We start from the raw sequence: 22,134 nt of genomic DNA, 5'->3' as shown, positions 1-22,134 counted from the left end.
AATCCCGTCGTAAACTTGCGATAATCCTCTACGTTAGTCGTGTGCGACATAACGTTAACGTTTAGCGCGTCGAGTGTTTCGCCAGCCTTACGTCGCTTGTCCGCATCCAACACGTCGAGTAAATCCATAACGTAATAACCGCGCTCGAACTCAACTTGCGTTTTACCGAGGCGTACGGCTGCGTCAATAAAAAATTCGTCTATCGTTACTCGGCGCTCGCTTCCGCTACTCCCGTCTGCAGGTTCGCGAGTTGCAGAGCGCCTTGCACGTTTTTTAAGAGGCCGCCGAAGTTGTTAACGCGCGCAACGGCGGTAAAATACTCCATCAATTCGTCCGGCGCTACGTTTGCCTCGATCCACTCCGGTTCGAATCCGGTCAATACGCTGACCACTTGAACGACGTCATTTAGCGCGTGCTCGATGAACGCGAATAAGTAAGCTACGCGGTTCTCGGCTGGCGCTGACATAACGCCCATAATCAATTCCGGTAGCATATTAACAGCGGCAAATAGTTCGCGCCATTGTCCGACCGCTACCTTCCGCACCTTTACCGTTCTGTCTCCGAGCTGGATTACGTTGGGGTCAATTACGATATTTGGCGCGGGTACTTCCGCTTTATCTGAACGCTTAAAAATCTGCATTATATTCGCTCCTTATAAAGAAATAGAGGCGCAATTAAGCGCCCCTTTCAACGTGATATTTACGGTGTTGCAGTGATTGTTTCGTCACCGAGAATCGCAATAACTCCGTCTTCATCCGGAGTTGACCGGAGTGTTACGTTTGTGATGCGCTCATTTTCGTTGTTGAACGAATAAGATAAATCCGTCTCGCTGTACGCCAGCGGAATCGTAATCCAAAAGTCCGGATCAGTCAGTTTCGCCAATGGCTTAATGACGGCTTGCTTTGCGGTGTCAATCAAGTTAAGGCCTACGCCAGTCTTAACAACAACCTTCGAACCACCTGCGCCTGTTACAACTTCCGCGCCCGCCATAATCTTCGGAATAGTTGGCAGATCATACTCGCCGAACGGTACCGTCACGCTTACATTACGTCCGGTTACGCGCTTACCGACGATGGTCTCACCGGTTTGGTCCGTCTTCTGTTCGCGATAAGTAGTCTCCGTTGTGAAGACGACGCCGCCGATGGTCGTTTCGAATTTGACCGCCGTTAGTCCTGTGCCGTATTCGACTATCGCCGGGCCTACCTCGATCTTGCTAAAGTTTTGTGACATTCTCACAGGTCCCCTTATGTTTATATTTGCACAACAAAAAGAGCCGCCCAGTAACGGACAGCCCTGCGTTTATAGCGATGTTGTTAACGTAAAATTAACGGAATATAGCGCTCGGTTATTCGCGTCAGGACCGAGATACCACGGCGCCGACTGATCCGCCAGGCACTTAACGGCGCGCGTAGTCCCGATCATAAATTCCGCCTTACCGTGTAGCGCTTCGAATATAGCGTTAGCCTTCGTTTCAGCCGTTGCGGATGACTTCGCGCGAATCACGACTTGAAATGACGGATATGCAACGGACGACCACTCTTTCGGAGGCGGTCCGCCTGTTATTCGCACATACGCACATTCATCCGGATTATCTGCAATAAAGTCGTTGCCGACTACGGTGATCCCCGGCATTGCCACGCGCACCGCTGCGGTTAAACCCGTCAAAGTTAGCGCCATTATACGTCCACCTCCGTTATTAGCGGCTTACCGTTGAGCGCCCGTTTAACGCTGATTGCGAGTGGCGTGTACGTTATGTCCGCTAATAGTTCGTTGGTGTACGTAAGGCGATCGTCGAGCGAAATGTCCGCGAGCTTATCGAAGTAAAACGTGCCGACGCTTACGACTTCCGCGCCATGTTGATTGCGTACGAGTTTAACCGCCTCACTAAAGCGGCATTTCTGCGCGTAAGGAGTACCGTATGACGGCTCGTTATAATCCGGATCATATCCGGTAAACGGCGTAATTGTGACCGTTTGTCTCAGCGGTATGAGCGCCATTACATCGTCACCCACTTCGCGGTCTTACGTCCGAGTTTAACGCCGCCATTTTCCGCGCTAATGAGTTCGAGCGCGATGTCCGGTATCCATGCGTCGAGGCCCGTTTTCGCCCAATCCTTAAACGTAAAATTCGCGACGCCCGTTAATCCGAAGCTCGCTACGCCTTGTTGCTGCAGCGCGTTCGTATCGTTAAACGCGATCGCGAGTTCGTTCGCATATTCGTATACAGCCGCGTCCGGTATCGTATATTGAGCGTATTTGTTCGTAAGCGTCCGTCCTGCCACGTTAACTATCCGTAGTTTTTTGGCGTCGTCTGCTGATTCCCAATCCTCAACGCTAATACAGTTCACGTTTATATACGCTGTTGCGTCTTCTACCGAAACCATACGCCCACCTCCCGTTATTTTGCGGAGGTATTCGCAGCCTTTCGCGGCTTAGGCGCTGGCTTAACGGGTTCCTCCGGTACTTCTTCGTCGATCCGTGCAACGTCAGTTATCGTGTCGAGTACGGCTATCTCAGCGGGATCGTCCGTATGAAAAAGGCCTCCGCTAAATCTGCGAAAGCCTCCGTCTACGTAAAATCCGAGCTGCGGATAGCGTGGTGATTCGTAAGTTACCATCGTATACCTCCGTTCTTACGACAGACCTTTCAGACGGCCGTGAGCTTTTTCTTGTTCGAGAGCCAACGTGTACTCTCCGACGATTTGGCCTTTCATCGAGTCGCCGACTAGACCGAGATAAGTATGTCCGAACTCGCGAGTTGCCAGCGGATGAATCTTGATACGATTGGCATCAACAAGAAGTAGTTCGTCAGGCGCAAGGTTTTGATTCAGTGCAACCTCAAACTCTCCGAAGTCAGTAACGATTTTTTCTACGGACTGTCCTCGTGTGTTTTCGCCGCGAGTCAGCGTAATTTTGTTGCTGTCGGTTCCGGAAAGCGCCATTTTCTGCTTAGCAGCCACCATTACCTTGTAATCGCCACCGTTAGCAAACCCGCCAGCTTCATAAATCGTCTGAGCTAGGGTATTAATAGCGCCAAGAGTGAGTGCGCCACCCACGTTAGTAACGTTGGATTTAATGAACTGACGGATACCCCGCATTTGGCGAACCTGGCCGTTTTCGTACGCAATACCGTTGATTGCGGCCTTTTCGAGCTGTAACGCGAGCTCGAGCTGCTTCTTCTGCTTCTCATGCTCGTACAGGTTGTCGATTCCGTATTGTGCGATTGCCTGTGCAGTACCTGAAAGGTCTACCGTATCTGTGAAAATCTGTGTTAGGTTGGACTTACGAACGCGTGCTTTGTAGCGAGCAGCACGTGCGTCGGCGCCTTCTACACCCTCGTCAAACTGGAACTCTACACGTGCACCAGAAGCTACCGCAGCAGCGGTTGTTGAAGCATATCCACGGGTAACTGTCAGCGTTTTTATGCCCGCATCGATTGCGGTAACTTTCAGCATTTCGTCCGCAATTTTGATTACGGAATCAACCCGGAAAGGCGTAACGTCGGCGACTACGATTGAGGTCGCGCCTACTAGAGCGGATTCAGTAGTTGAGGTTTCGTCCGGGAACATTTCATCCTCGTACCATACGTGTTCTACCGCATTAATTGGCTCAGCAAATCCTAGTAAGTTCAATAGCGGAGTTTGATGCTGATTCAGCAGCAGGATTTCGTCTACTACGGACTCGCGTTTTCCCACAATTGAAGAATTGTAAACTTTAGGCATGTTGTATTTCCCCCTGTAATTTGAGTGCTACGGATAAATCCGCGCAATAAAATAAGCCGCCAACTACTCGCGACTTTATCTCTGTAATTAAATGTGGTTATTTTTGTAACTCTTCTTTAAGTGCCGCATATGCCATCCGGTCTTCAATCCGCCCCGTCTTCCGCGCCTTGTCTGCGGCTTCCCTAAGAAGGTGCTCCTTTGTCTTGTCCGGTGGGTCAGTTTTCGCCCCACTGGCACCACCGATCGGTTTCGGCTGGGTCTTTTCAACTAAATAGGCGTTTGCAACTATCAGCGCTTCGACAGCTTCCTTAACGCCGATTGCATTCCCCTCACCGTCCAACGTAACACCTGTCAAATCAGCCAATTTTAACGCAGCGGCCATTCGGTCAGTAGGAATATTAGCATCGCGCGCCAGCGACCTAAATTCCGCGGCAATTAAACGTTGATTTGCGGTATTAAGCGCCGCGTCCCGAGCAGCGTCCGCTTGTTCGAGCGTTGTCAGCTTCGTCTTGATATCGTCGTAATCTTCGCGGCCTTTGCGATCACGCGCGAGACGGTCGGCAACAATGCGGTCTAGATCCGCTTGAGTGAAAGTCTTATCGGGCGTTGGGTCTGACGTTGGGTTCGGATCGGGATCCGCGTCGCCTTCCGCAAATAACTGCAGATTCATCGGATATCGTGAGCGTTTAATTCGTTTAAATTCGGTTTCCATCGCATGTCCTCCGTCCGCTTAAAGCCCGTCGGCTATCGTATGTCTGACGCAGGTTGCGTCAATAACCGTAAAGTTTATCGCGTCAATTCACGTCTGGACGCGGAGCCTAGCGCTCCTATTAAGCTGCGAGTAGTTCCGGTGTTTGCGTAGTTACGGCGCATTCCGGAATTGAGTTGCGGATGAGTTCGATAGCTTCAATGCAGGGACGCGATCTACGGTTTCGATCGTAGTATCCGTGCACGTAATTCGTGAATACTTGGAACTTACGATCCAGGCGTAAGTATTTCGGAGTATCTGCGTACATAAAAAGACACCAACGTAAAGCGTCGGCGTTTGATTTGGTAGTTAACGTAAATAGTGGGCTTTTACGACCTGACTGACCGGAGGGGTGCTCTTTAAGCGTTGTATTAATCCCTCTCTTTAGAAGCGCCTCCTGCATCTCCTCAAAGAAGTTCTTTGTCGCACCACATATCGAGAGTTGAAGGTCATTCCACTGTTTTCCGTGTTTTATATTTCCGTCACCTTCGAACACGCCCCGCGTAAAGTCCCAGAATAGAAAATCGGGAAGATTGGGTACGGAGGTATTGAACGTCTTATCGTTCCTCGCCATTCCATGTGTGAATAAGTCCTCAGTCATACTCTTGCGACAAATCCGAAGATAAGCGAACTGTCTACCATCTTCATGCTCTCCCTGGAAAACAGGGCCAGTAAATCGCATTGCTTTTTTTATCTTTTCGAGCACGTCAATATCATGCGATTTAAGCATTAGGCGAATCTGCCCACTCTTCTCATTAACAGAGCCGTCTGTAACTAACCACCCAAACACCCAAGCGTTTTCTCTATTCCACACCTTAAAGAAATCCTCATTAACACTGTGTATCTTGCGTATTAAATCCCCCAAATTACCAAACCCCTTCGGCTCGATTCCTTGAGTAAAAGCCGCGCAGAGCGTCAAGGTCACGCCTTTTCGGTGATCAGCCTATCGCGGCAAAGGAAAAACCGCCCTATTCGGCGGTCAGTAGTTTCGGATCTCGTATCGCGGTTACAACATGGGCACAACAAGGATGGAAAATTTCGTTGCGCGGTAAGTCGCCAATATAACGGTAATTCCCCGGCGCATCCGGCGTAAGTTTAACGATCATTCCCTCGTATCCGCGGCATTTATCAACCGCGTTATGCTTCGATATGACTCCGTAATAAGCACCGCGTCCTACTGCTTCGTTAATCGTAGACTCGCGCTGTGTTGCCGCCATCTTCGTACGGGTAAGCATCTTCACATAATTTTCCGGCAACCACCTGCGTCCCACGCTATCCACTATTCCGGTATCAACCGCGCTGCCGAGCGTCTTCTTCATTCGCGCCAGTATATCGGCATTGAGCGTGCGATTACCGTTAATTCCGCGCGTCAGGTTCGCACGCATCGAATCGGCGGTTACCTGGCGGACGACTTGCTTAACGCGTCGACTAACGTTATTTGTTACCGCGAGTAAATCCGCTTGGGTATCCGCAACGGCTGACGCTACAAACTCGCGATTGATCCGGTTAAACTTAACGATCTTCTGCGCATCCTCTAACGTATCCGCCGCGCCGAGCTGAACGATAGCGAGCGCCACGCCGTCCGTAGCCGCCAGCGGAATATAACGATCAACCCACGCAGCCGACTCCGCATTTAGCCCACGCAAAATAGCCGCAACCTCGGCGAGGGCGGCTTTCGAATTAGCGCGAGACATTGCGGATAAATCTAAACGTGAAAGTTCGGCGGATATCGCCAATAGTGCGTTTTTATATGCGCGGACGAGAAGGTTGACGCTATAATCGTACGTTGGCGCCTCCATTATGCTGCATCTCCGTTAAATATCGTAGAGTCGACCGTTCCGAGCGTCCGCGTCTCATCCGCATCGATCCGCGCTATAATCTCGGCTGCTATTGCGTCGTCTACTCCGTCAAGCGTCTTAATTGCGTCCTGTACAGAGAGCGTCGGCTTATTACCGGTTCGAATCTGCGCCACTTCTGCGGCTTCTTTTTCGTCGATTGGAACGCCATCGCGCCAGTTAATGCGCGGATAAACGGGCTCGTACTTTACGAAGCTAGTTACGTCCTTATTCGCGTAGTTTTCAAGTTGCATCGCGGTCCATATCGCGTCTCGTAAAGCGCGGTCAACGTGCGAACGGATACGGTTAACTTTCGCCAGTATCGGCATGAATCGCGCTTTGATTGCGCCGCTGTCCGTATGTGACGTGCCGGTTCCGCCCTTATCCGAGGCGAGCGTCGTACCAAATAACCATTGCGGCGTTTCGCTCATTTGGTATACGAGTCCGAGTAATACGTCAAGCTCCGTAAATGCCGCGTTGAGTTGGCCCTCCCACACCATGTAGCCGGGAGTCGCGTCTTCTTTTGCAACCGGAATATAACGACCGCCCCCGCGCATTGTTCCCGCATTATCTTCGCCATCTTCCCCGATGTCTTCCGGTCCGTACATCCAAGGGTCGCTGTGCTTCCAGAGGATATAGTCGATCTGCGCTAAGCGTTCATTAATCGCGCTCAATACGCTTTCCAGCTTCTCGACTCCGTTAATCCCTTCCCAACGGTCATCAACGCTTTTATACGGAATATGATGCACGAGTAATCGGTCAGTTCCGGTAGGCTCTATGTCTTCCTCGCGTCCTGTCGCAATTTTATCGCCGATTAAATACGTTGAGATCGGAACCCCCCATTCGCCGTTAACGCCAGCCTCTGAAAGCTCATAACGCTCATGTACGATATAACCTGGAATATGGCGCTCGACTACGAGATATGGTACGTATGACGCTGCCTTACCGTAGAGCCAGCGTACAACTTTTCCGCCAGGTTCTTCAACCCAATCAACCCATGCGATATTAATCGCCTTAAACTTCTTCCGCGAGCCGGTCGATAATTCCGGAAATACAATATCCGCGCGTACAGATTCGATAATTGGTTCGAGTATGGGCTTCGGCGGTTCTAATCCGAGTGCCTCCGTTTCACTGACGTCAGCTCGCGCGTCATAATACGTCTTAATAAACGAATCGCCCCGATAGCCCGCGCCGATTACCATTTCGTGAACCATCTGCGTCAAGTCGTTTTCTTCGACGATCGAGTCAAGGCGCTCTTGTTCGCGCGTGCCTGCGCCGGTTCCTGCTTCGTATGTCGGAGGCTCTCCGGTCAGCAAATCCGCCGGCTTCGTCAACAATATATCCATCAAGTTAACCGCGATGAACAGCGTTTTAAGCTGCGCGGCGTGTGGCGTATCTTTTAGTAGAGACGAGGCGCGATCGTAGATTTCCGGATGGCGTCCATCAAATATCGTCTTGCCGCGTTTATAGTTGGCGAGGCGCGGTATGTGTGCAGGTGGTGGATAATATTCGCCAGTTTCGAATAATTTCGTCAAAGTTTGAACCCTCCTCTCTTTATCTACGTATTTACTCTTTGAAAAAATAAAACATGGAGGTAGAAGTGAAATGAAACAGTTTTCTACTATCGCATCCCTTGTAAGAAACTTAGAGGACGCGCGGGCAGCAAATGCTATAATTGAAAGTGAAAGACTTGAAAAACAACACGAACACATCCAATCTATACGCAAAGCACTTATAAACGTAAATACTGAGGCTCAAGGTTCGCTACACCTCACAGGCGAGGTACTTGAATCCCCTGATGGACTACTTATCGTATTTGACCTTAAGTATACGAAAGTAACTATCCTGATGCGTGAGCTGCTTGAAAAAATCGAAGGCACACGTCAAGAACATACAGATTACAGGGCCTTATTATTAGACACGGTCATAGAAAAACTAGAACAGCTTGCCTGAGTGGATATTTACATACCACTCGGCTTGTTCCGTACCTTTTTCCGTCCACTCTTCGAAATGCTGACCGCCATCTCTAACGCGTCCGGTAAATCGTCGTGGCTACCACTTCCGTAGAGCTCGAATTGCTCGATCAGCAACGCATGTTTACGCGTAAATTGAATAGCGCCGCTCTCGATATCCGGGAGCAGCGCTTCTATGCGTAAGTCTTTACGCGATCTCTGGTGTATTTCTTTAACGCGAGTCTGCGCAGGGTATCCCGCTGCTCTCAACGCTTCTTTTAACTTCATTACGAAAAACTCCTGCGCTGCCTGCGCCTCTGCCGCAATTCCTGAGGGCTGATAACGTAGCGTCTTCTCGACGATCACGCGCATAAATTCATCCGGCTTAACACGCTCGCCATAAGCATCAATCACGTAGACAGTTCCGCTCTTCTTATGGCGTGCGATCGTTACAAGCGCCGAATAGTCGCCGCGCGTCTTACCCATCGCGAAGTCTACGCCCATGTAAATATCAAAATCCGCAACATGTGAAGGTCGTGCATACCTAGTTAACGTATCAGCAAGCGCACTGCTATCCCAATACGTAAATGACTCCGGATTGAATATCATCGATTCCTCATCGACCGGATTATTCATATACTCCGTGTTAAACGCCTTCGATCCGTTATCCCATTTCCACGTCATCAACTTCCACAACGGTTGAACTTCCGGCCACAACACGATAGCACCGCGATCCATTTCCGCGCGATTCATTTCGTATAACGCCTTTGCGTCCGCAGCCCTATTAGGATTATCGCGGTCAACATATACGAGTCGACACGCTTCCCATAAATCCATACGCTCGGGCCATTCGATAATCGCGCGATAAACACGCGTTTTAAAGTCTGAGCGTTTCGTAAGCACGTTAACGAGTAGCGCTTCGTGATGGACCGTTGTTCCCATATATACGAGCGCTGTCCGTTTCCCCTTCGGATCTCCGAGTGGTACAACGGTCTGCGCAAACCAGTCGCGCATCTTCTTCCGTAATTCCGGAGTCGCCGCATTAGACTTTACGTCTTCCAAGTCGTCACAAACGAGTATATCCGGTCGCACACCGTTCCAGTTACGTCCGCGCAACGCTTGATTAGCGGAGGCAGCTTCGAACTTTGCGAGTAAGTGCTGCGTTCCGTCCTCGTTGCGTTCCCAGGCGATAAACTCCGAACTATTATCCTTCGGATTCTCTTGCTGCTTCGGCGATAACAGCGGACCAAAATCCCGCCGGAGCTTTGCGTTGTGTTTGAGCTGCAGCGATATCCAATCGAGGTTGCCGCTTGATACCGCCGGAGTCTCCGATATGATAATTCCGTATTTACGTTTACGATAAACAAGTTCGCGCAACGGGAACGCCTTCGATAAATACGTTGATTTCGCGTGAGAACGGGGCGCTGCGACCGCGACCTTATCATTTACATTAACGTTAGATACATCGTCCATAACGTCGCAGATTTCACGGTGAAACGCGGGCGCATCCGCAATGTCTGCGATATCGAATCCGTCCCAATTACCGGAGTTGCCGGGGTTGCGCGTTTCACTGAAATATTCGAGCGCAAATTCGAGTAGGTCCGTTTCGCAACGCTGTATCCGTGCTAACCGTTCATACTCGCTCACTGCACGATCAATCTCCGGAGCCTCTGCCTCAGTGATACTACCCCAATCGAAGTCAGCGCACCTAACAGTTTCGTATATCTCGCGGTAAGGAGACAGTATATCCGCACGCGCTTCTCGTGTGATCCACTTACCGTTAATCCATGCGATAGATACCGCCCCCTTTCCGTTTGGTTGATTTTCACCGTGAAATTAGCGTGTTTAGTGCGTTACCCTAGCGCTAATACTCTGCAGGGACGAAACGCGCTAAATTAACGGTGATTCTACGTGTAAATTACGTGTTGCTGCGTTTGGTTACCGAAACCCAAATGTTTATTTTTGTATCCGGATTGAAGTAGCACCAGATTTCACTTACTTTTAGTAACCACTTGGGGGTAGGCTGCTATTTTTCATATGAATGTACGATTTTGTATGTTTTCGTACATTCAAAACGTTGATTTACCTAGGTTTATGTGATACGATCATCATACGATAACGTAATCGTACATTAAAAGTACTATTATGTATAAAAAGGACGTGACAAAATGAGCGATAAAAAAGCTATATACGATGTCCAACCTCTCAGAACACGCGGTGAAATTGAAGATATGAAACAGTCACTCCGTCGATGGTGTAGTGAGCGCGATCTACTCATGTTTGTTCTTGGAATCAATACGGGCCTTCGCGTATCGGATATAGTTACGCTCCAGGTTGCGGACGTCAAAGAAAAGACGCACGTACGAATCGTCGAACAGAAAAGCGGTAAGGTTCGCAACGTCAACCTCAAGTCGATACAGCCGGAGATTACAGTGTATATACGTGGTATGAGCCCAGAAGACTGGTTGTTCCCTTCCCGTAAAGGCAGCGGCCACATCACGCCAACACAAGCGTATAGAGCGCTCGTAAAGGCTGGCGAGATGATCGGCCGTACGGATATCGGCACGCATACAATGCGCAAGACTTTCGGTTATCACCACTACAAACGCAATAAGGATGTAGCCGCGCTGCAAGAGATATTCAACCACTCTGCGCCATCGATAACGAAGCGTTACATAGGCATCCGTCAAGACGAGATCGACGAGTCTCTCGAAGGTTTTAAGCTATAGGAAGCGTAGGGTACGTAGATAATGCGTACCTTTTTCGCCGCTCCGAAAATTCTCGGAGGGTCACGCGCCAGGTCCGCCGTGCAGGAAATTCGCACCTAATCCGAAGGTTTCCGCAATCCCTTCCGCGTCTTCCTTCATATAATAGCGCCAATTACTCGCTCATTTCGGATTGACGCTGTGATAGCGATGCTACCCGAAGTCTCAACGCTTCGATATCCGTTCCTTCTCCGTCCTTGTTCGTTACCTCGATGCTCTCCGTCAACACTCCGCCAACCTGCAGTGCCAGCTTAGCCATTGCTGCGTTTCCGTCGCGGATAGCAATGTCCGCCAATGATTGAAGCAACTCCGGCAGCCTTACGTCATTGTTACGCCGCAGTGCGCGTCTAAACTCCGCATCAAACATTGCATTCTTACGCCAGTTCTCCAGCGTACGCGCTGTTACACCGCATAACTCTGCAATTTCCTCGTACGTCTTACCGCCCTTCTTTGGTTGCGCTAACCAGTCGATCGCGATTAACTGTTCCGCCGATAATGTGTTCGCCATTGTACCTTAATCCCTCCCATATATTAGCGCCTCTAAAGCGCGTCCTTGTCTTTGTACTCTTGCGCCACCTAAGCGCCTATATGAACGTATATCTAACGATAAAAATATGCACTTAAATAGCGCTATTCCTACGCCCGAGCAAAGCGTAAGAATAGCGCTATCTATGTGCGTTGCATATCCGATTCTTAACGTAATACTAGCGCTTAATAGTTCGATACATAGCGCTATACATGCGAAGTAAACTACGTTTCTTAACATCCGCGCTATTCCATGTCTTTGCCTACATGAGATTCTGCTTTGATTAATCATCATGAATAGGTAAGAGTTCAGTCCTTTGCAAAACCTATCTCAGTCACTAATGTTCCCTCGAAACTATCTTTATACGCGATTAATCTATTAATTATATAAGCTCCGCGAGGATTCATGAGCGTAGCAAATTAATCCGATGCGGTAATGTTTTGTTTCTCTTTTACAGCTTTCTCTCTTACACCTTTCTATCTTTACCGTGTGTCTAGGACATACTAACCGTGATGTGTCCTGCGCATACTACCGGTCGTGTGTCCTGGACATACTACTGTGATTTACCCTTACTTAAGCGGCATCTTCTTTTGCTCTACGTCTCGGCTTATACACGGATAAATCCGGCCGTATAATAACCCCGTCCTCGTCCACAATATACCCGTCCTCTGTAATCCGCGGACAGTAACTCGGAAAGTACCACTTAAACCGCCGCGTACCCTCGTAGTGGCTCGCCGTCCGTATAATCCCGTTAGTATCAAGGATATCCGCCAACAACTTAACGCGTGGTCTGTCGATACGCAGCGCACTCATAATCGCCTCATACGAAAGGAAACACGCGCCAAAACGGTCGTTATACGTCCCGTCTGCGCGCATGTGATTTCCGTCAATGTACGATTGTAGTAGAAAGTATAGCGCAACAATATCGCGTATTTCCGGCTTACGTCTAGAGGACGCAAACACTTCGTCGTACGCCTCGTTAATGATGCGCGGAAAAACTTTACGAATGAGCTCTCGGTTGTACGTCTCGTATCCGCCCGGTCCGTCTAATAGATCGCGCTTATCGTTGGGTAGCGGCTTCACCTGTTCAGTCATTTGTATAACCTCCATTTGCTACGTTTATTTGCGATCACTTGCACTTACTTAATTGCGTCATATTCGTCGAGCGTACGCTTAACCGCGTCATCCTTTGCGTATAGCCAGAAGCGTCCACCAGTCTTTTCGTTAATCCCTACGCAGATATAACGGTGTCCTTCAGAACGTAAGAAATGGAACATAGCAGGCGAATAACAATAAAGGTAATTACTAGGCAGCGCGCAACTCCCCTTTCAAACTTCTTATAACTTCTCCGATCTCTTGTACAGACAGTGCGTATTTTATGCGAATCATGGGGACGCCCGCCTTTGCACAATATCTGTTTTTTATCCGATCATACTCCTGCTGGAACGCAAAGTTATAGCAGGCCTTACTTGGGTCTCCCCCGTCAAATACCGCCGGACGGTAATGTTGTTCCCCATCGTATTCTATAAACGCGATAGGCTCTCCGGAGAGGCCAAGCACTGCGAAGTCGAATAGTAGAGGTCTCCTACAAACTCCAGTAACACCTTTTCTGCGCACTTGCGTTCTATATTCTAACTGGTAATAGTCTAACCAGTATTTTACTGTTTTCTCACCGACAGACTCACTATCGCCATGATCAATGATGACATTTATATCGTACATACACTTTGCACATAGATCGGTGCCGTACATGCGATCTCTTCTAACAAAAGACCATTTCCGAGGTCTCCCTACCATACCGCAAGCATCACATATAGGTGTAACTAACTTTTCGCACCCTCGCGGTAAGTCTTCTACCAATACCTCTAGCTTCTTTACGCCAGGTCCTATAAAGTACCCTTTGTCTATGTAGTACTGTCTGTTGTTGAACACTAGACTCACCTCTATCGTCTTCTCTAAAGCTCCCACTCTACCATCCCCTCCATCGTTAAAATAACGTAAGGACGTGCGGAGCATATCCGCAACATTCGTAATCCAAACGGAATTAGACCGCTCGAAAGCAGTCCTTTCATATATGTGTGTAACTGTGCGCGCAAAATACAGGTATCAAAAAAATAAATGTGCCTTTCTATGTCTCCCGATAAGAAATCACATAAAAGCAACCTTCGGAAGAAATAAACTTAAACGTAATCCGCCGCATGACTCGTTCGCCTTTTATCCCTTTGGTTTATGCGGGGGTTTTGCGGCAGCGATCTCCCTTATTTCTTCCTGCAAAGTATCAAAATATACATCCTTACAGATACATTTACGCGACCCTTTCCGTAATTAATTTTCGGATTCTTAATAGCCGCATTTTCACGGTTAAGTAAGGTAATCCGAGCTTCTCCGCCGCGTATTTTCGTGAGAGACGGTACTCCCCGTTTGGAAGTACGTGATATGCCGAGCAATCCCCCGCAGCCATGTCCGTTTCGACAATACTGATGAGCTCACGCATGAATTCCGCCTGTTTACTGGATACGCGTCTATATACGTAATCTTCCGTAGAGTTAACGCCCAATATCGTTCGAATAGCCCCCTCATAATAAGGCGCGATCATTCTACGGCGTCCGTCTACGGTGACTCTCCGCATCCCATTTCGGCGCGCTTGGGCTTCATAGTAACGCGTTAACAGCGCCTTATTTACGTAAGTGACGATCTCCCTCGGACTGCGGCTAACATCGACGTGTTTTATCGCGTATTCTAGTGCGCCGACCATGTCCGTCATAACTTCCGCCCGTATACGCGTTTCTTCAATCACGGCTTCGCGTTCAGTACGTTCCGCAACGTCTAGGGCGCGTTGGTACTGCGTAAATGAACTGCCGAATCCTTCTTCGCGGAATCTTCGCTCTATGCGGTCGTTCTTTTCTCTTAGCCAGGCGGTAACTTCGGGAGTTAACGTGTACTCATAGCCGAAATCGTTATGGCGCACTGGTTTGAATGGGATACGCATACGTAAATCTAGTACCATTATGGATAAATAACGGTTAATCTCCGAGTGAGCCCATCCGGAATCTTTACGGATATAGAACACGCGCTTGACGGCTTTCTCGCGGATCGCCTTTATCCGATAAGCGATATATTCCTCCGGGCTTGTCAGATTAATCGAAATGTCGTGCGTGAAGTTCGTTTTATATCTACGTGAAGTGTTCGCTAAGAAATCCTTTTCGACATCTTCTAGTATTACGTCGATTATGTGGCGATCGCCGGTCATTTGGTACGCGGTTACTGCCTGGACAAATTCCATCCGTATTCCTCCTCCGTTTGTTTATGAAATAGAGGCACCGCAAAGTAGCCGATACCTCTCTTATTAGTTACGCATTCAAGCGCAGGCTAACCTTCATAGGCCGTGATATGTGTGAGATTGGCGGTTTGGATACCGCGGGTGACCCGTCCCGAACACGTTGATACATATCAACAATTAAGTCTATTCCCTCTGCAGTAGCCTTCACGGTGTTATTAAGTAGAAACCCGCCCTTGAAATAAGGAACTACACGAAAAAACTTCTCGTAACCTTTACGCGGCGGAAAGCATCTGTCAATTTTACGTGAGTAAAGAACGCCGTGCTTCTGTAGAAAAGTCGTGATTTCCTCCGCACCAACTGCCCCGCCCATGAAGTGTTTACCGATCGTTGTAAACGCCGTTAATCCCTCGGAATCGAGAAACTCCGTATACTTGTCCGCTTTCGGCTGTATAACCGCAATATGTTCGGTCTGTTTCCGGACAGTCTCGAGTGTCGCCGCGAACATCGCGCGAGTAGCCGCATCTGCGAAAGGCAGGTAAGTGTCGATAAAGAGCGCGTCATTTACCACCGCACCGCCTGTTTTGCGTATCGTCGGGAGTATTTCGTCGAATAACCAACGCTCGAACTGCTCGGCTTCCGGTAGTTTTGAGCGAACAATTAAGCGGTAGACGTTACCCTCGTTTATGAACTTCGTTTTCTGAACACCGCCATCTGTAAGGATGTCGTGAATCACGACGCCCTCCTCACGGCAATGTCTTGCAAGTGCATCACGTGGGTTTGAGTATCCAAGTGCGGATGCAACCTGCGACGCTGCAAACAGCTCCTTCCCTTCGATAATTAATAGCTGAACGTTCCCAAATCTCTCATGCGTAAATAATTTCGCCAATTGCTCCATTACGACGCCTCCTTTTGTTTGGTTGTATATAAACGACTAAGCCACGGAAGGTAGCCGAATCGGTATTTGATCCGCCACAACCCGAATCTCCCCACTATCATCTCGCACGTTAACGTCCTCGCCCTCGCGTACTTTCCGTATTAGAAGGACGCCGTCAGGAGTCACGCCCGTGTAACGCATAATGAACGGAGGTTCTGGCGTCTCCGTTACTTCAAACTCGTGGATTACGAAGTACTTAGGAACGTAACGGTTTAGTGGCAGACCTTTTTTACGCAGCACCTTGCGTCTATACAGAAACTCGCGCATGGTACGCTCGTCCCATCCGAGCACTAGTGCAGCTTGTCCTAACGTAAACGTCGCCGAGCCAAAACGTCCAACAACGCAATGATTATTGTTCAAAGTAGCGTCCTCCCTTCTCGTTAGTTTTATAGATAGCGGATAACCTCTACCTATGATTATCAATGTAAACGCCGACCCTCCCGCACCCTTCGGAGAAAATCGCGCCCTTACTATACTTGGTGCCGCAGACTACTTTTTCGCACACTATCCATATAATTGATATAAGGTGGGTCGACCGCATTCCGTACAGACGTCATATATATACAGCCGACGTACTCAAGCGATCCGCACGCACTCTGCGAAAATATCCGTAATGACTTCGGCCTCGCGCACCTTCTTCGTTAATATAGAAAGGCTGCACACCGCCGCGCACCTATTACGGAGAATAAAATGCTTATACTATATTATTCGTAGTCTATGAGGCTTCCCGCACCTTCTACGGAAAATAAAAACCTATACTGTATATAGGGACGTTAATTACATAAGTTGGAGCGTGCTTTTCTCGATATTTGTGTACAAATTGTGAACTTAAGTTTATTATGAAACGTATGTTCCCCTCATTCCGTATAACCCTGTATAAACCAAAACGGACAGCCCCCGCCCGATAAAAGGAGCTATCCGCAAGTGTTCCGCAGTAGTTGGCGCTACGTACGGTCGTTACACGAACTGTTAGCGCAGTTCGGCAAAGCAACCCGCATGACGGTCCGTCAGTTAGCGCTGACAGTACGGGGTAAAACAGTTGTCCGAGTGACGGTTCCCACGTTTCAAGTCGCAGGACACGGACGTTCACATAGCGTTGGCGCAATCAAATTATCGAACATCTTCTCCACATATGGCGTTGACGCGCCTTTGGGATTACGGGATCCCGAGTTTCATCGAAGGCAAGTACATAAGCGTTATCCGAGGCGTACACCTACGGGATTGAGTTTAATCTCCGCCCACTTATCGTTAACTTCGCGGATGTACAGTCGGCGGCGGTCTTTACGGGCGAGTCTACGCGAATACTTCATCTACATTCACCTCCGATCATATTGGCATTTCATCCGGCAACATAACGTAAGGCATCACTTTCAGTAGGAAATCCAACGCAGACATTTCGCTTAGCATCCGGAATATCTCCTTAAGCGGTTTCTTTGAGAATAGTGGCAAGTCAGCACCATCAATACGATATAGGCCGTCAGTCTCCGTCGGTGCAACGATCGCGAGACAGGCGTTACCTTTATAGTGATATAGCGCTCCGTTATCGCGTACGAGGATACCGTCAAAGTATTCGTCATCCCATCCGCTATCTGGCTCCGCTTCCCAGAGAATTTTAATCGGTTTATGCTGAAACGGCGTATTCATAGGCAGTTGCCTCCGTTTCTACTGGTGGAACAAGGAATCCCAGGTCTTCAAGTTGAGATGTTTTTGCAAGATGCCTGCCGCTGATGACGCGGCGGTCTGTTGTGGGGAAATTGCGGAGAAAAACACGTGTGAGGACTACGATTTGTTGGGGACGCCGTGGGGCGTTGATCCATGTTGCGATGTAATTGCCGCTACGGGCACAGATGCAGTATCCGATTTCGTTCATTCGATGAAGCCTCCCTAATATGGTTTGTATTATTGCTTTGCGGATTTCCGCGAAGTGTAACGACGCCGTTACACGTTTCGGCCGGTATCCCTCCGGCAGCTTATCAAGCGGAGATGTTACGACGAATCAGCGCAGACAAGAGCTCAACGGCTGACATTTCCGTAATCCGTTCGAAAAAGGTAGCGTCGTCAACGATTAGATCAAATCCGACTGCACCAGGACCACCGGTTGTGTGGTACTCGCCATAGACACGGTTAACGCGCTCAAGGATAACAGTGTTGTATTCAGCGTCGAGATAAAACGCGTGGCAAGCATCAACTAGAATACCGGGATATTCATATCGGATTGATCCTTCGTGTGCATCGCACATTTGGGTGACAATAGTTACTTTATTCATCTGCGCATTCCCTCCGTTGTTATAGGAATATTTCTTTTATAATAATTGCGCTGAGAGTAACGAAGGCTTTTACGAACGGCCAAATAGCGTACTTAAGCATCGAGCGACGGCTTCGAATGGCACTCCTAGAAAGTGCACGGCTTGGGTATGGGTAAACTTCAATGATATTAGTAGACATTTTGAATCCTCCTTTATATTTTTGGAACGTTTGTGTTATACTCTGCGTATAAATACTTAACTAGATATCATGTAAACTAGATTACTTGTTAACTTGTACTCATATTACCCCTTATCGGTAATGAAGTCAACTAGTTTACAGGAATTTATTGGAGGAATTTTTGTGATTAAATTTTCTTTGGATAAGCTCATGAAAGAACGGGGACTCGAACAGAAAGACGTCGTCGAAATTTCTGGCATAAATCGCAATACTATTAAGGCGCTCGCTAATAACGCGAATAACCGGATCGACTTTCCGACGCTAGACAAACTATGCCGCTCACTAAAGGTACTGCCTGGAGAATTGATCCAATATGTGGATGAAGAAGAAGCAAGTTCTAACGGTGAATGAAATATGATGTTTTGCAGACCGCGCCGGATAGAGGTTGCGGTCTTTCTTTTACTCTACCAAACCAAAACGTAACCAAGGGGAGCTAATGAACGTACGCACATAACGTAAAACTCACTTCTTCCTGGAAGGAAACTGAACCAATCTGGCGAATATTACCTTTACTGTAGAAATTACAGACGGATTGATAACGATTAGGAGGATAACATATGCACAGTTACATAAGAGGGGCAACGTACGGCTGGGTAGACGTAAACACAGGCGGGCTCCCCCAACAATTTTTAAATAAGAGAATTTCAATAGAAATTCTAAACGAACAAGGTGAAGCAGTTGCAAGTAACTACGTTTCAGAAGCAGATAAAGATAGTATTTTAACAGCATTGTATGCTAAGCATGGAGTTATTCTCCTTATAAATGAGTGTTATCCACACCTGTTCTCCGAAGAGGAGCTTCAAACCGTAGTAAATATACTCGAAACGCTATATAAAATAGTTCCGTCCGATGATGAAATTAAACATGTACGCCATCTTTTAGATACACACGGAGAAAGCCGATTGATATTTGCTTTAGATATGAGCGAAAGCAGCCGCCATCGAATGGGCCAAGCTCTACTCGTATCTTCAAAAAGCCCTTACTATTCCAAGCATTTTTCATTTGATGAAGCCATAGAGTTTTTGAGTGGGCGTGACGGCGTTTATTACGCAACGAACTCTGAGGGTGTGCGTTGCTATGATTTCATTGACATGCCTAATAAGAAACAAATATCTAACCAAGTTAAAAAGGATGGATACCATGTAGTTTTCTTAAACTTCAAAGATGGTAAGGAATACGAAATCGCATAAAATAAGCGAGGATATTAACGCGATTTTTTGTATGTGCCCCGACAGCGCAAGAAGTAACGCTCTGTGACTGCGAGTATTCGCGTCAGCCTGCGTAGAGATTCTTAGAACGAAAAAAGCCGGTTGGCCTGCGTAGGCTTTCCGGCCTGATTTCATTAGTTGAAGATTGTATTAACTGGATAGCCTAACATTCATGTTGCTTCGATATGTCCAACTCTCACCATGTTAGCATGCGTCCTAGTAACAATCTACGAAATTACAATGCTCTCCCCTGAGAAACGAACACACCCACAAACGATCCCCTTTTCGCAAATAAAAACGCCACCTCCCCGGAAGGAAATGGCGCTATTTTGTCGAAAGTGTACGGACTAACCTACGAAAGGACTGCGCTTATGAGCCGATTTATGAAGCCGCTAACCTCTAACGTTCAACTTTATACCGCGCAGCTTGAGCGCGTACCGATCGTCGTGTTCGTCGACAACGAACTTATGTGCAGCGGAGTAATCGAAGATATTACGTCAGCCTCCGTTAGGGTACGCGGCGAGTATTATATGCGCGATACCTGCACGTTTAAATACGCCAGCTAAACGATAAACTCCGTAATACCGGACTCCGCAACATACCTGCGCGAGTCCAATTTCGTATTTTCACACGTATTCAGCATCTGTAAGGATTGTTAAAAGAGCGCCAGTTTCACGGACTATCTCTCCGTTTTCCTGACGCTCCCTGTTGTGTGTGACGAGAAATAAGCGTAAAATGGCTTTAAGTATTAAATAGTGGAGTGATTACCGGAATCTTTGGTCGGATGGTCGGTTATCTTAACTCCGCTTTTTTCTGTCAATAACTAATACCAATGAAGCGAATGATATCATTAACGTTAGAGCCTCGTTTATAGTCAACATCTTCCTCACCCCCTTTAATTAGCACGAATCTTCGTTGTTAATTGAATCCCATAAAGAATCCTACGCTTGTTTCAGCAACATAATCCGACGATACTGTAATACTTGATGTTACGCTCTGACAGAAGTTAGACGGTCGTCGGCGTAAAGGAGATTGCGCCAGGGATAGCGTTTGACGGCTGCGAGAAAAAGTTCGTGATTAATTACGATCATAAATTCACCTCCACTGCGCTAAAATAAGTAGCGGTTAAACTCGGTTTTAACTTTCATTTTTCCTTGAGAGCATAAACTTTTTTCGAACCTCATAATAAGTTTCGAGCTCTTGTAAAAGGTCGGCCAATTGGCCGGGATCAAGATCATCCTCATTGATTATCGCCCACTCAAATAACGCTTCCGTCAGACTGACGCGCTTTGCCTCAAAAAACTGCTTACTCCCGTTTTGTTCCTTACTCCTACGAATAGGGACGAGGACTGACGGCCTGACGTTGGGCTGAGATATGTCTTCCAAAACCTCTGCGTCCAGGTAACCGGCAATCGTGAGCAGCTCGTACTTATTTTCGTTAAATGCGTAAGCTATCTTCTCTACAGTAGCCGGAGAAGGTGCGCTTTCTCCCCGCTCTATCTTGCTTAGTTGCGAGAAGCTGATGTCTGACTTTTCCGCTAATTCCCGGAGTGTATATCCTCTCATACTACGCGTCAATCTGATATATTCCCCGAACTGGTTGCCCATCGCTCTGTGTCCTCCCTAACAATCGTGTTTCCTCATGAACACAGAATACACCGGTTTGTGTCATTTGTAAACACATTGTTTCGTCAAGGACACAGAAATAATCAAAATCCACTAGCCTCCGTAAACTTCGCAGCCTCATCCGCTAAATCCGTTTCCTGTACGATGCCCCAATTCGGAAGGTATACGATCCGCTAAACTCGCGTCGAATACCTCCGTTAAATCTTCGACCGCTATATTCGAAAGCATACAGCCGGCACGTTGTTCATCACACGATAACTAATTCCGCTGTGTGGAATCTGTCCGAAGCTACGCGAACTCCGATCTCATCAAGAACCGCGATGGTACGGTTTTGGTAGGATAACTCTGTATATAACTCCAGGAGCGCATTCACATCGAAAAAGTAAGCCGGACGTTCCAACGGTTGCCCCTTTTCATTGGTGAAATCCGATATAATGGCGGATAATATACGAGTTAATTACTCCGGCGGTATCCGCAACGTACACTGCGCGGATAGTATGCAGTTTTTAGCGTGTGACATAGCGTTCCTCCTTTTCGTAGCCATAATATATCATTTCGATCTGGCATATGCATCCTTCAAAATACGCCGATTTTCTTACATCGGGGCAAGCCCCAGTGTGGAAAAATCTCTCTGATGCTCGTTCATGCGCCTTATTACGCCATTCCTAAAATAACGTAGCCTTCTTTTACGTACGCTGGATCGCTAAGAATATACGTAATCTCGCGGATAGCCGTCCGCTCACCATACGTTTGAGTTTCCGGGTCATATTCGCTAAGCGAAAGTTCATCACCTACGTTATAATCGCGGTCATTCCTGCGTACTTCGAATGTCTTGCGGCGATCCCATACAGCGTCGAAATGCGGTTGTACGAGTTTCAACCCGTGTATCATTACGCGGCCTCCTTCTGTATTTACTTTATCTCAGATATAAACAACTGTCATTCAACAAATATGGTTTGAAATTGTAGCTTGACAAGCCCATATTTAAGCTATTTTTAGCGCTTTTAGGCTTAAATCGAATAAAATGAGCTCTATCACAACCATATTTACCAAATA

At 47.8% G+C, this 22,134-nt stretch carries 29 protein-coding genes; 5 read left to right on the top strand and 24 right to left on the bottom strand.

The window, feature by feature from the left end; all coding sequences use genetic code 11:
• Positions 1–205: 205 nt before the first annotated feature.
• The 11 genes from NST45_RS05875 to NST45_RS05825 all read right to left on the bottom strand — a co-directional run bounded on the left by NST45_RS05875 (position 206) and on the right by NST45_RS05825 (position 7,838).
• On the bottom strand, positions 206–640 hold the full coding sequence (locus tag NST45_RS05875) for a hypothetical protein (RefSeq protein WP_036679098.1): 435 nt from the start codon (positions 638–640) through the stop codon (positions 206–208).
• A 59-nt stretch (positions 641–699) separates the two neighbouring features.
• Positions 700–1,230 (bottom strand): hypothetical protein, encoded by a 531-nt coding sequence (locus NST45_RS05870; protein ID WP_076141597.1) that lies wholly within the window; start codon positions 1,228–1,230, stop codon positions 700–702.
• A gap of 69 nt (positions 1,231–1,299) precedes the next feature.
• Positions 1,300–1,632, bottom strand: coding sequence for a minor capsid protein (locus tag NST45_RS05865; protein WP_141118509.1), 333 nt, complete (start codon positions 1,630–1,632; stop codon positions 1,300–1,302).
• A 44-nt stretch (positions 1,633–1,676) separates the two neighbouring features.
• Positions 1,677–1,997 (bottom strand): hypothetical protein, encoded by a 321-nt coding sequence (locus NST45_RS05860; RefSeq protein ID WP_076214579.1) that lies wholly within the window; start codon positions 1,995–1,997, stop codon positions 1,677–1,679.
• The gene (locus NST45_RS05855; protein WP_076214576.1) at positions 1,997–2,383 is read right to left on the bottom strand and encodes a hypothetical protein; all 387 of its coding nucleotides are present in this window, start codon (positions 2,381–2,383) and stop codon (positions 1,997–1,999) included. Before NST45_RS05855 ends, NST45_RS05860 begins: the two co-directional genes overlap by 1 nt.
• 14 nt (positions 2,384–2,397) lie before the next feature.
• The gene (locus NST45_RS05850) at positions 2,398–2,616 is read right to left on the bottom strand and encodes a hypothetical protein (protein ID WP_076214571.1); all 219 of its coding nucleotides are present in this window, start codon (positions 2,614–2,616) and stop codon (positions 2,398–2,400) included.
• 15 nt (positions 2,617–2,631) lie between these two features.
• Positions 2,632–3,720 carry a DUF5309 family protein gene (locus NST45_RS05845; protein WP_076214568.1) on the bottom strand — a complete coding sequence of 363 codons (1,089 nt, stop codon included), beginning with the start codon at positions 3,718–3,720 and terminating at the stop codon, positions 2,632–2,634.
• A gap of 97 nt (positions 3,721–3,817) precedes the next feature.
• Positions 3,818–4,432, bottom strand: a complete 615-nt coding sequence (locus NST45_RS05840) for a hypothetical protein (RefSeq protein WP_076214563.1) — start codon at positions 4,430–4,432, stop codon at positions 3,818–3,820.
• 118 nt (positions 4,433–4,550) lie between these two features.
• Positions 4,551–5,333 (bottom strand): LAGLIDADG family homing endonuclease, encoded by a 783-nt coding sequence (locus NST45_RS05835; RefSeq protein ID WP_143763159.1) that lies wholly within the window; start codon positions 5,331–5,333, stop codon positions 4,551–4,553.
• A gap of 103 nt (positions 5,334–5,436) precedes the next feature.
• Complete coding sequence (locus tag NST45_RS05830) at positions 5,437–6,267, bottom strand: phage minor capsid protein (RefSeq protein WP_076214555.1); 831 nt, start codon at positions 6,265–6,267, stop codon at positions 5,437–5,439.
• Entirely contained in the window at positions 6,267–7,838 is a 1,572-nt protein-coding gene (locus NST45_RS05825) for a phage portal protein (protein ID WP_256721484.1), read from the bottom strand. The genes NST45_RS05830 and NST45_RS05825 overlap by 1 nt, the downstream gene beginning before the upstream one ends.
• Positions 7,839–7,908: 70 nt before the next feature.
• Here NST45_RS05825 and NST45_RS05820 point away from each other — a divergent pair, with 70 nt between their 5' ends.
• Positions 7,909–8,256, top strand: a complete 348-nt coding sequence (locus tag NST45_RS05820; protein WP_076214552.1) for a hypothetical protein — start codon at positions 7,909–7,911, stop codon at positions 8,254–8,256.
• An 8-nt stretch (positions 8,257–8,264) separates the two neighbouring features.
• Here the strand turns inward: NST45_RS05820 and terL are convergent, their stop codons facing one another.
• A complete protein-coding gene (gene terL / locus NST45_RS05815; RefSeq protein WP_305953814.1) occupies positions 8,265–9,632 on the bottom strand; it encodes a phage terminase large subunit in 1,368 nt (455 codons plus the stop codon).
• A 791-nt stretch (positions 9,633–10,423) separates the two neighbouring features.
• On the opposite strand from terL, the gene NST45_RS05810 reads away from it, so the two are divergent.
• Positions 10,424–10,984: a site-specific integrase gene (locus tag NST45_RS05810; protein WP_076214549.1), complete on the top strand. Its 561-nt coding sequence runs from the start codon at positions 10,424–10,426 to the stop codon at positions 10,982–10,984.
• A gap of 151 nt (positions 10,985–11,135) precedes the next feature.
• On the opposite strand, the gene NST45_RS05805 is transcribed toward NST45_RS05810, so the two are convergent.
• From NST45_RS05805 to NST45_RS05765, 9 genes are all read right to left on the bottom strand, one after another.
• Entirely contained in the window at positions 11,136–11,528 is a 393-nt protein-coding gene (locus NST45_RS05805) for a helix-turn-helix domain-containing protein (RefSeq protein ID WP_076214546.1), read from the bottom strand.
• Between the two features lie 591 nt (positions 11,529–12,119).
• Positions 12,120–12,641 (bottom strand): hypothetical protein, encoded by a 522-nt coding sequence (locus tag NST45_RS05800; protein ID WP_076214543.1) that lies wholly within the window; start codon positions 12,639–12,641, stop codon positions 12,120–12,122.
• 210 nt (positions 12,642–12,851) lie between these two features.
• Entirely contained in the window at positions 12,852–13,514 is a 663-nt protein-coding gene (locus tag NST45_RS05795) for a DUF2726 domain-containing protein (RefSeq protein WP_076214539.1), read from the bottom strand.
• A gap of 337 nt (positions 13,515–13,851) precedes the next feature.
• A complete protein-coding gene (locus NST45_RS05790; RefSeq protein ID WP_076214535.1) occupies positions 13,852–14,829 on the bottom strand; it encodes a hypothetical protein in 978 nt (325 codons plus the stop codon).
• Between the two features lie 67 nt (positions 14,830–14,896).
• Positions 14,897–15,721: a BRO family protein gene (locus tag NST45_RS05785; RefSeq protein WP_076214532.1), complete on the bottom strand. Its 825-nt coding sequence runs from the start codon at positions 15,719–15,721 to the stop codon at positions 14,897–14,899.
• Between the two features lie 36 nt (positions 15,722–15,757).
• The gene (locus tag NST45_RS05780) at positions 15,758–16,120 is read right to left on the bottom strand and encodes a hypothetical protein (protein WP_076214527.1); all 363 of its coding nucleotides are present in this window, start codon (positions 16,118–16,120) and stop codon (positions 15,758–15,760) included.
• A gap of 966 nt (positions 16,121–17,086) precedes the next feature.
• Positions 17,087–17,404 carry a hypothetical protein gene (locus NST45_RS05775; RefSeq protein WP_076214522.1) on the bottom strand — a complete coding sequence of 106 codons (318 nt, stop codon included), beginning with the start codon at positions 17,402–17,404 and terminating at the stop codon, positions 17,087–17,089.
• A complete protein-coding gene (locus NST45_RS05770) occupies positions 17,382–17,630 on the bottom strand; it encodes a hypothetical protein (protein WP_076214519.1) in 249 nt (82 codons plus the stop codon). The genes NST45_RS05775 and NST45_RS05770 overlap by 23 nt, the downstream gene beginning before the upstream one ends.
• 103 nt (positions 17,631–17,733) lie before the next feature.
• A complete protein-coding gene (locus tag NST45_RS05765) occupies positions 17,734–18,027 on the bottom strand; it encodes a hypothetical protein (protein ID WP_076214514.1) in 294 nt (97 codons plus the stop codon).
• A gap of 340 nt (positions 18,028–18,367) precedes the next feature.
• On the opposite strand from NST45_RS05765, the gene NST45_RS05760 reads away from it, so the two are divergent.
• The 3 genes from NST45_RS05760 (at position 18,368) to NST45_RS05750 (ending at position 20,018) form a co-directional block, all read left to right on the top strand.
• Positions 18,368–18,595: a helix-turn-helix transcriptional regulator gene (locus NST45_RS05760; RefSeq protein ID WP_076214510.1), complete on the top strand. Its 228-nt coding sequence runs from the start codon at positions 18,368–18,370 to the stop codon at positions 18,593–18,595.
• 206 nt (positions 18,596–18,801) lie between these two features.
• Positions 18,802–19,434 carry a hypothetical protein gene (locus NST45_RS05755; protein WP_076214507.1) on the top strand — a complete coding sequence of 211 codons (633 nt, stop codon included), beginning with the start codon at positions 18,802–18,804 and terminating at the stop codon, positions 19,432–19,434.
• A 347-nt stretch (positions 19,435–19,781) separates the two neighbouring features.
• Positions 19,782–20,018: a hypothetical protein gene (locus tag NST45_RS05750; protein WP_256721482.1), complete on the top strand. Its 237-nt coding sequence runs from the start codon at positions 19,782–19,784 to the stop codon at positions 20,016–20,018.
• 571 nt (positions 20,019–20,589) lie between these two features.
• On the opposite strand, the gene NST45_RS05745 is transcribed toward NST45_RS05750, so the two are convergent.
• From NST45_RS05745 to NST45_RS05735, 3 genes are all read right to left on the bottom strand, one after another.
• Positions 20,590–21,060: a helix-turn-helix transcriptional regulator gene (locus tag NST45_RS05745; RefSeq protein WP_076214503.1), complete on the bottom strand. Its 471-nt coding sequence runs from the start codon at positions 21,058–21,060 to the stop codon at positions 20,590–20,592.
• 265 nt (positions 21,061–21,325) lie between these two features.
• Positions 21,326–21,478, bottom strand: a complete 153-nt coding sequence (locus NST45_RS05740; RefSeq protein WP_179086377.1) for a hypothetical protein — start codon at positions 21,476–21,478, stop codon at positions 21,326–21,328.
• 254 nt (positions 21,479–21,732) lie between these two features.
• Positions 21,733–21,969 (bottom strand): DUF3850 domain-containing protein, encoded by a 237-nt coding sequence (locus tag NST45_RS05735; RefSeq protein ID WP_076214499.1) that lies wholly within the window; start codon positions 21,967–21,969, stop codon positions 21,733–21,735.
• Positions 21,970–22,134 lie beyond the last annotated feature (165 nt).

This window comes from Paenibacillus sp. FSL R7-0163, from assembly GCF_037969975.1.
GTDB classification, from domain to species: Bacteria; Bacillota; Bacilli; order Paenibacillales; family Paenibacillaceae; genus Paenibacillus_AQ; species Paenibacillus_AQ odorifer.
This window is presented reverse-complemented; position numbering and strand designations above follow the sequence as displayed.

Bases quoted from the DNA above. Each gene is read 5' to 3' on its own strand.
- NST45_RS05875 (WP_036679098.1), bottom strand. From the start codon at position 640: ATGCAGATTTTTAAGCGTTCAGATAAAGCGGAAGTACCCGCGCCAAAT.
- NST45_RS05745 (WP_076214503.1), bottom strand. From the start codon at position 21,060: ATGGGCAACCAGTTCGGGGAATATATCAGATTGACGCGTAGTATGAGA.
- NST45_RS05860 (WP_076214579.1), bottom strand. From the start codon at position 1,997: ATGGCGCTCATACCGCTGAGACAAACGGTCACAATTACGCCGTTTACC.
- NST45_RS05775 (WP_076214522.1), bottom strand. From the start codon at position 17,404: ATGAATACGCCGTTTCAGCATAAACCGATTAAAATTCTCTGGGAAGCG.
- NST45_RS05830 (WP_076214555.1), bottom strand. From the start codon at position 6,267: ATGGAGGCGCCAACGTACGATTATAGCGTCAACCTTCTCGTCCGCGCA.
- NST45_RS05735 (WP_076214499.1), bottom strand. From the start codon at position 21,969: ATGATACACGGGTTGAAACTCGTACAACCGCATTTCGACGCTGTATGG.
- NST45_RS05785 (WP_076214532.1), bottom strand. From the start codon at position 15,721: ATGGAGCAATTGGCGAAATTATTTACGCATGAGAGATTTGGGAACGTT.
- NST45_RS05845 (WP_076214568.1), bottom strand. From the start codon at position 3,720: ATGCCTAAAGTTTACAATTCTTCAATTGTGGGAAAACGCGAGTCCGTA.
- NST45_RS05850 (WP_076214571.1), bottom strand. From the start codon at position 2,616: ATGGTAACTTACGAATCACCACGCTATCCGCAGCTCGGATTTTACGTA.
- NST45_RS05820 (WP_076214552.1), top strand. From the start codon at position 7,909: ATGAAACAGTTTTCTACTATCGCATCCCTTGTAAGAAACTTAGAGGAC.
- NST45_RS05755 (WP_076214507.1), top strand. From the start codon at position 18,802: ATGCACAGTTACATAAGAGGGGCAACGTACGGCTGGGTAGACGTAAAC.
- NST45_RS05865 (WP_141118509.1), bottom strand. From the start codon at position 1,632: ATGCCGGGGATCACCGTAGTCGGCAACGACTTTATTGCAGATAATCCG.
- NST45_RS05810 (WP_076214549.1), top strand. From the start codon at position 10,424: ATGAGCGATAAAAAAGCTATATACGATGTCCAACCTCTCAGAACACGC.
- NST45_RS05790 (WP_076214535.1), bottom strand. From the start codon at position 14,829: ATGGAATTTGTCCAGGCAGTAACCGCGTACCAAATGACCGGCGATCGC.
- NST45_RS05770 (WP_076214519.1), bottom strand. From the start codon at position 17,630: ATGAACGAAATCGGATACTGCATCTGTGCCCGTAGCGGCAATTACATC.
- NST45_RS05765 (WP_076214514.1), bottom strand. From the start codon at position 18,027: ATGAATAAAGTAACTATTGTCACCCAAATGTGCGATGCACACGAAGGA.
- NST45_RS05840 (WP_076214563.1), bottom strand. From the start codon at position 4,432: ATGGAAACCGAATTTAAACGAATTAAACGCTCACGATATCCGATGAAT.
- NST45_RS05855 (WP_076214576.1), bottom strand. From the start codon at position 2,383: ATGGTTTCGGTAGAAGACGCAACAGCGTATATAAACGTGAACTGTATT.
- NST45_RS05800 (WP_076214543.1), bottom strand. From the start codon at position 12,641: ATGACTGAACAGGTGAAGCCGCTACCCAACGATAAGCGCGATCTATTA.
- NST45_RS05805 (WP_076214546.1), bottom strand. From the start codon at position 11,528: ATGGCGAACACATTATCGGCGGAACAGTTAATCGCGATCGACTGGTTA.
- NST45_RS05870 (WP_076141597.1), bottom strand. From the start codon at position 1,230: ATGTCACAAAACTTTAGCAAGATCGAGGTAGGCCCGGCGATAGTCGAA.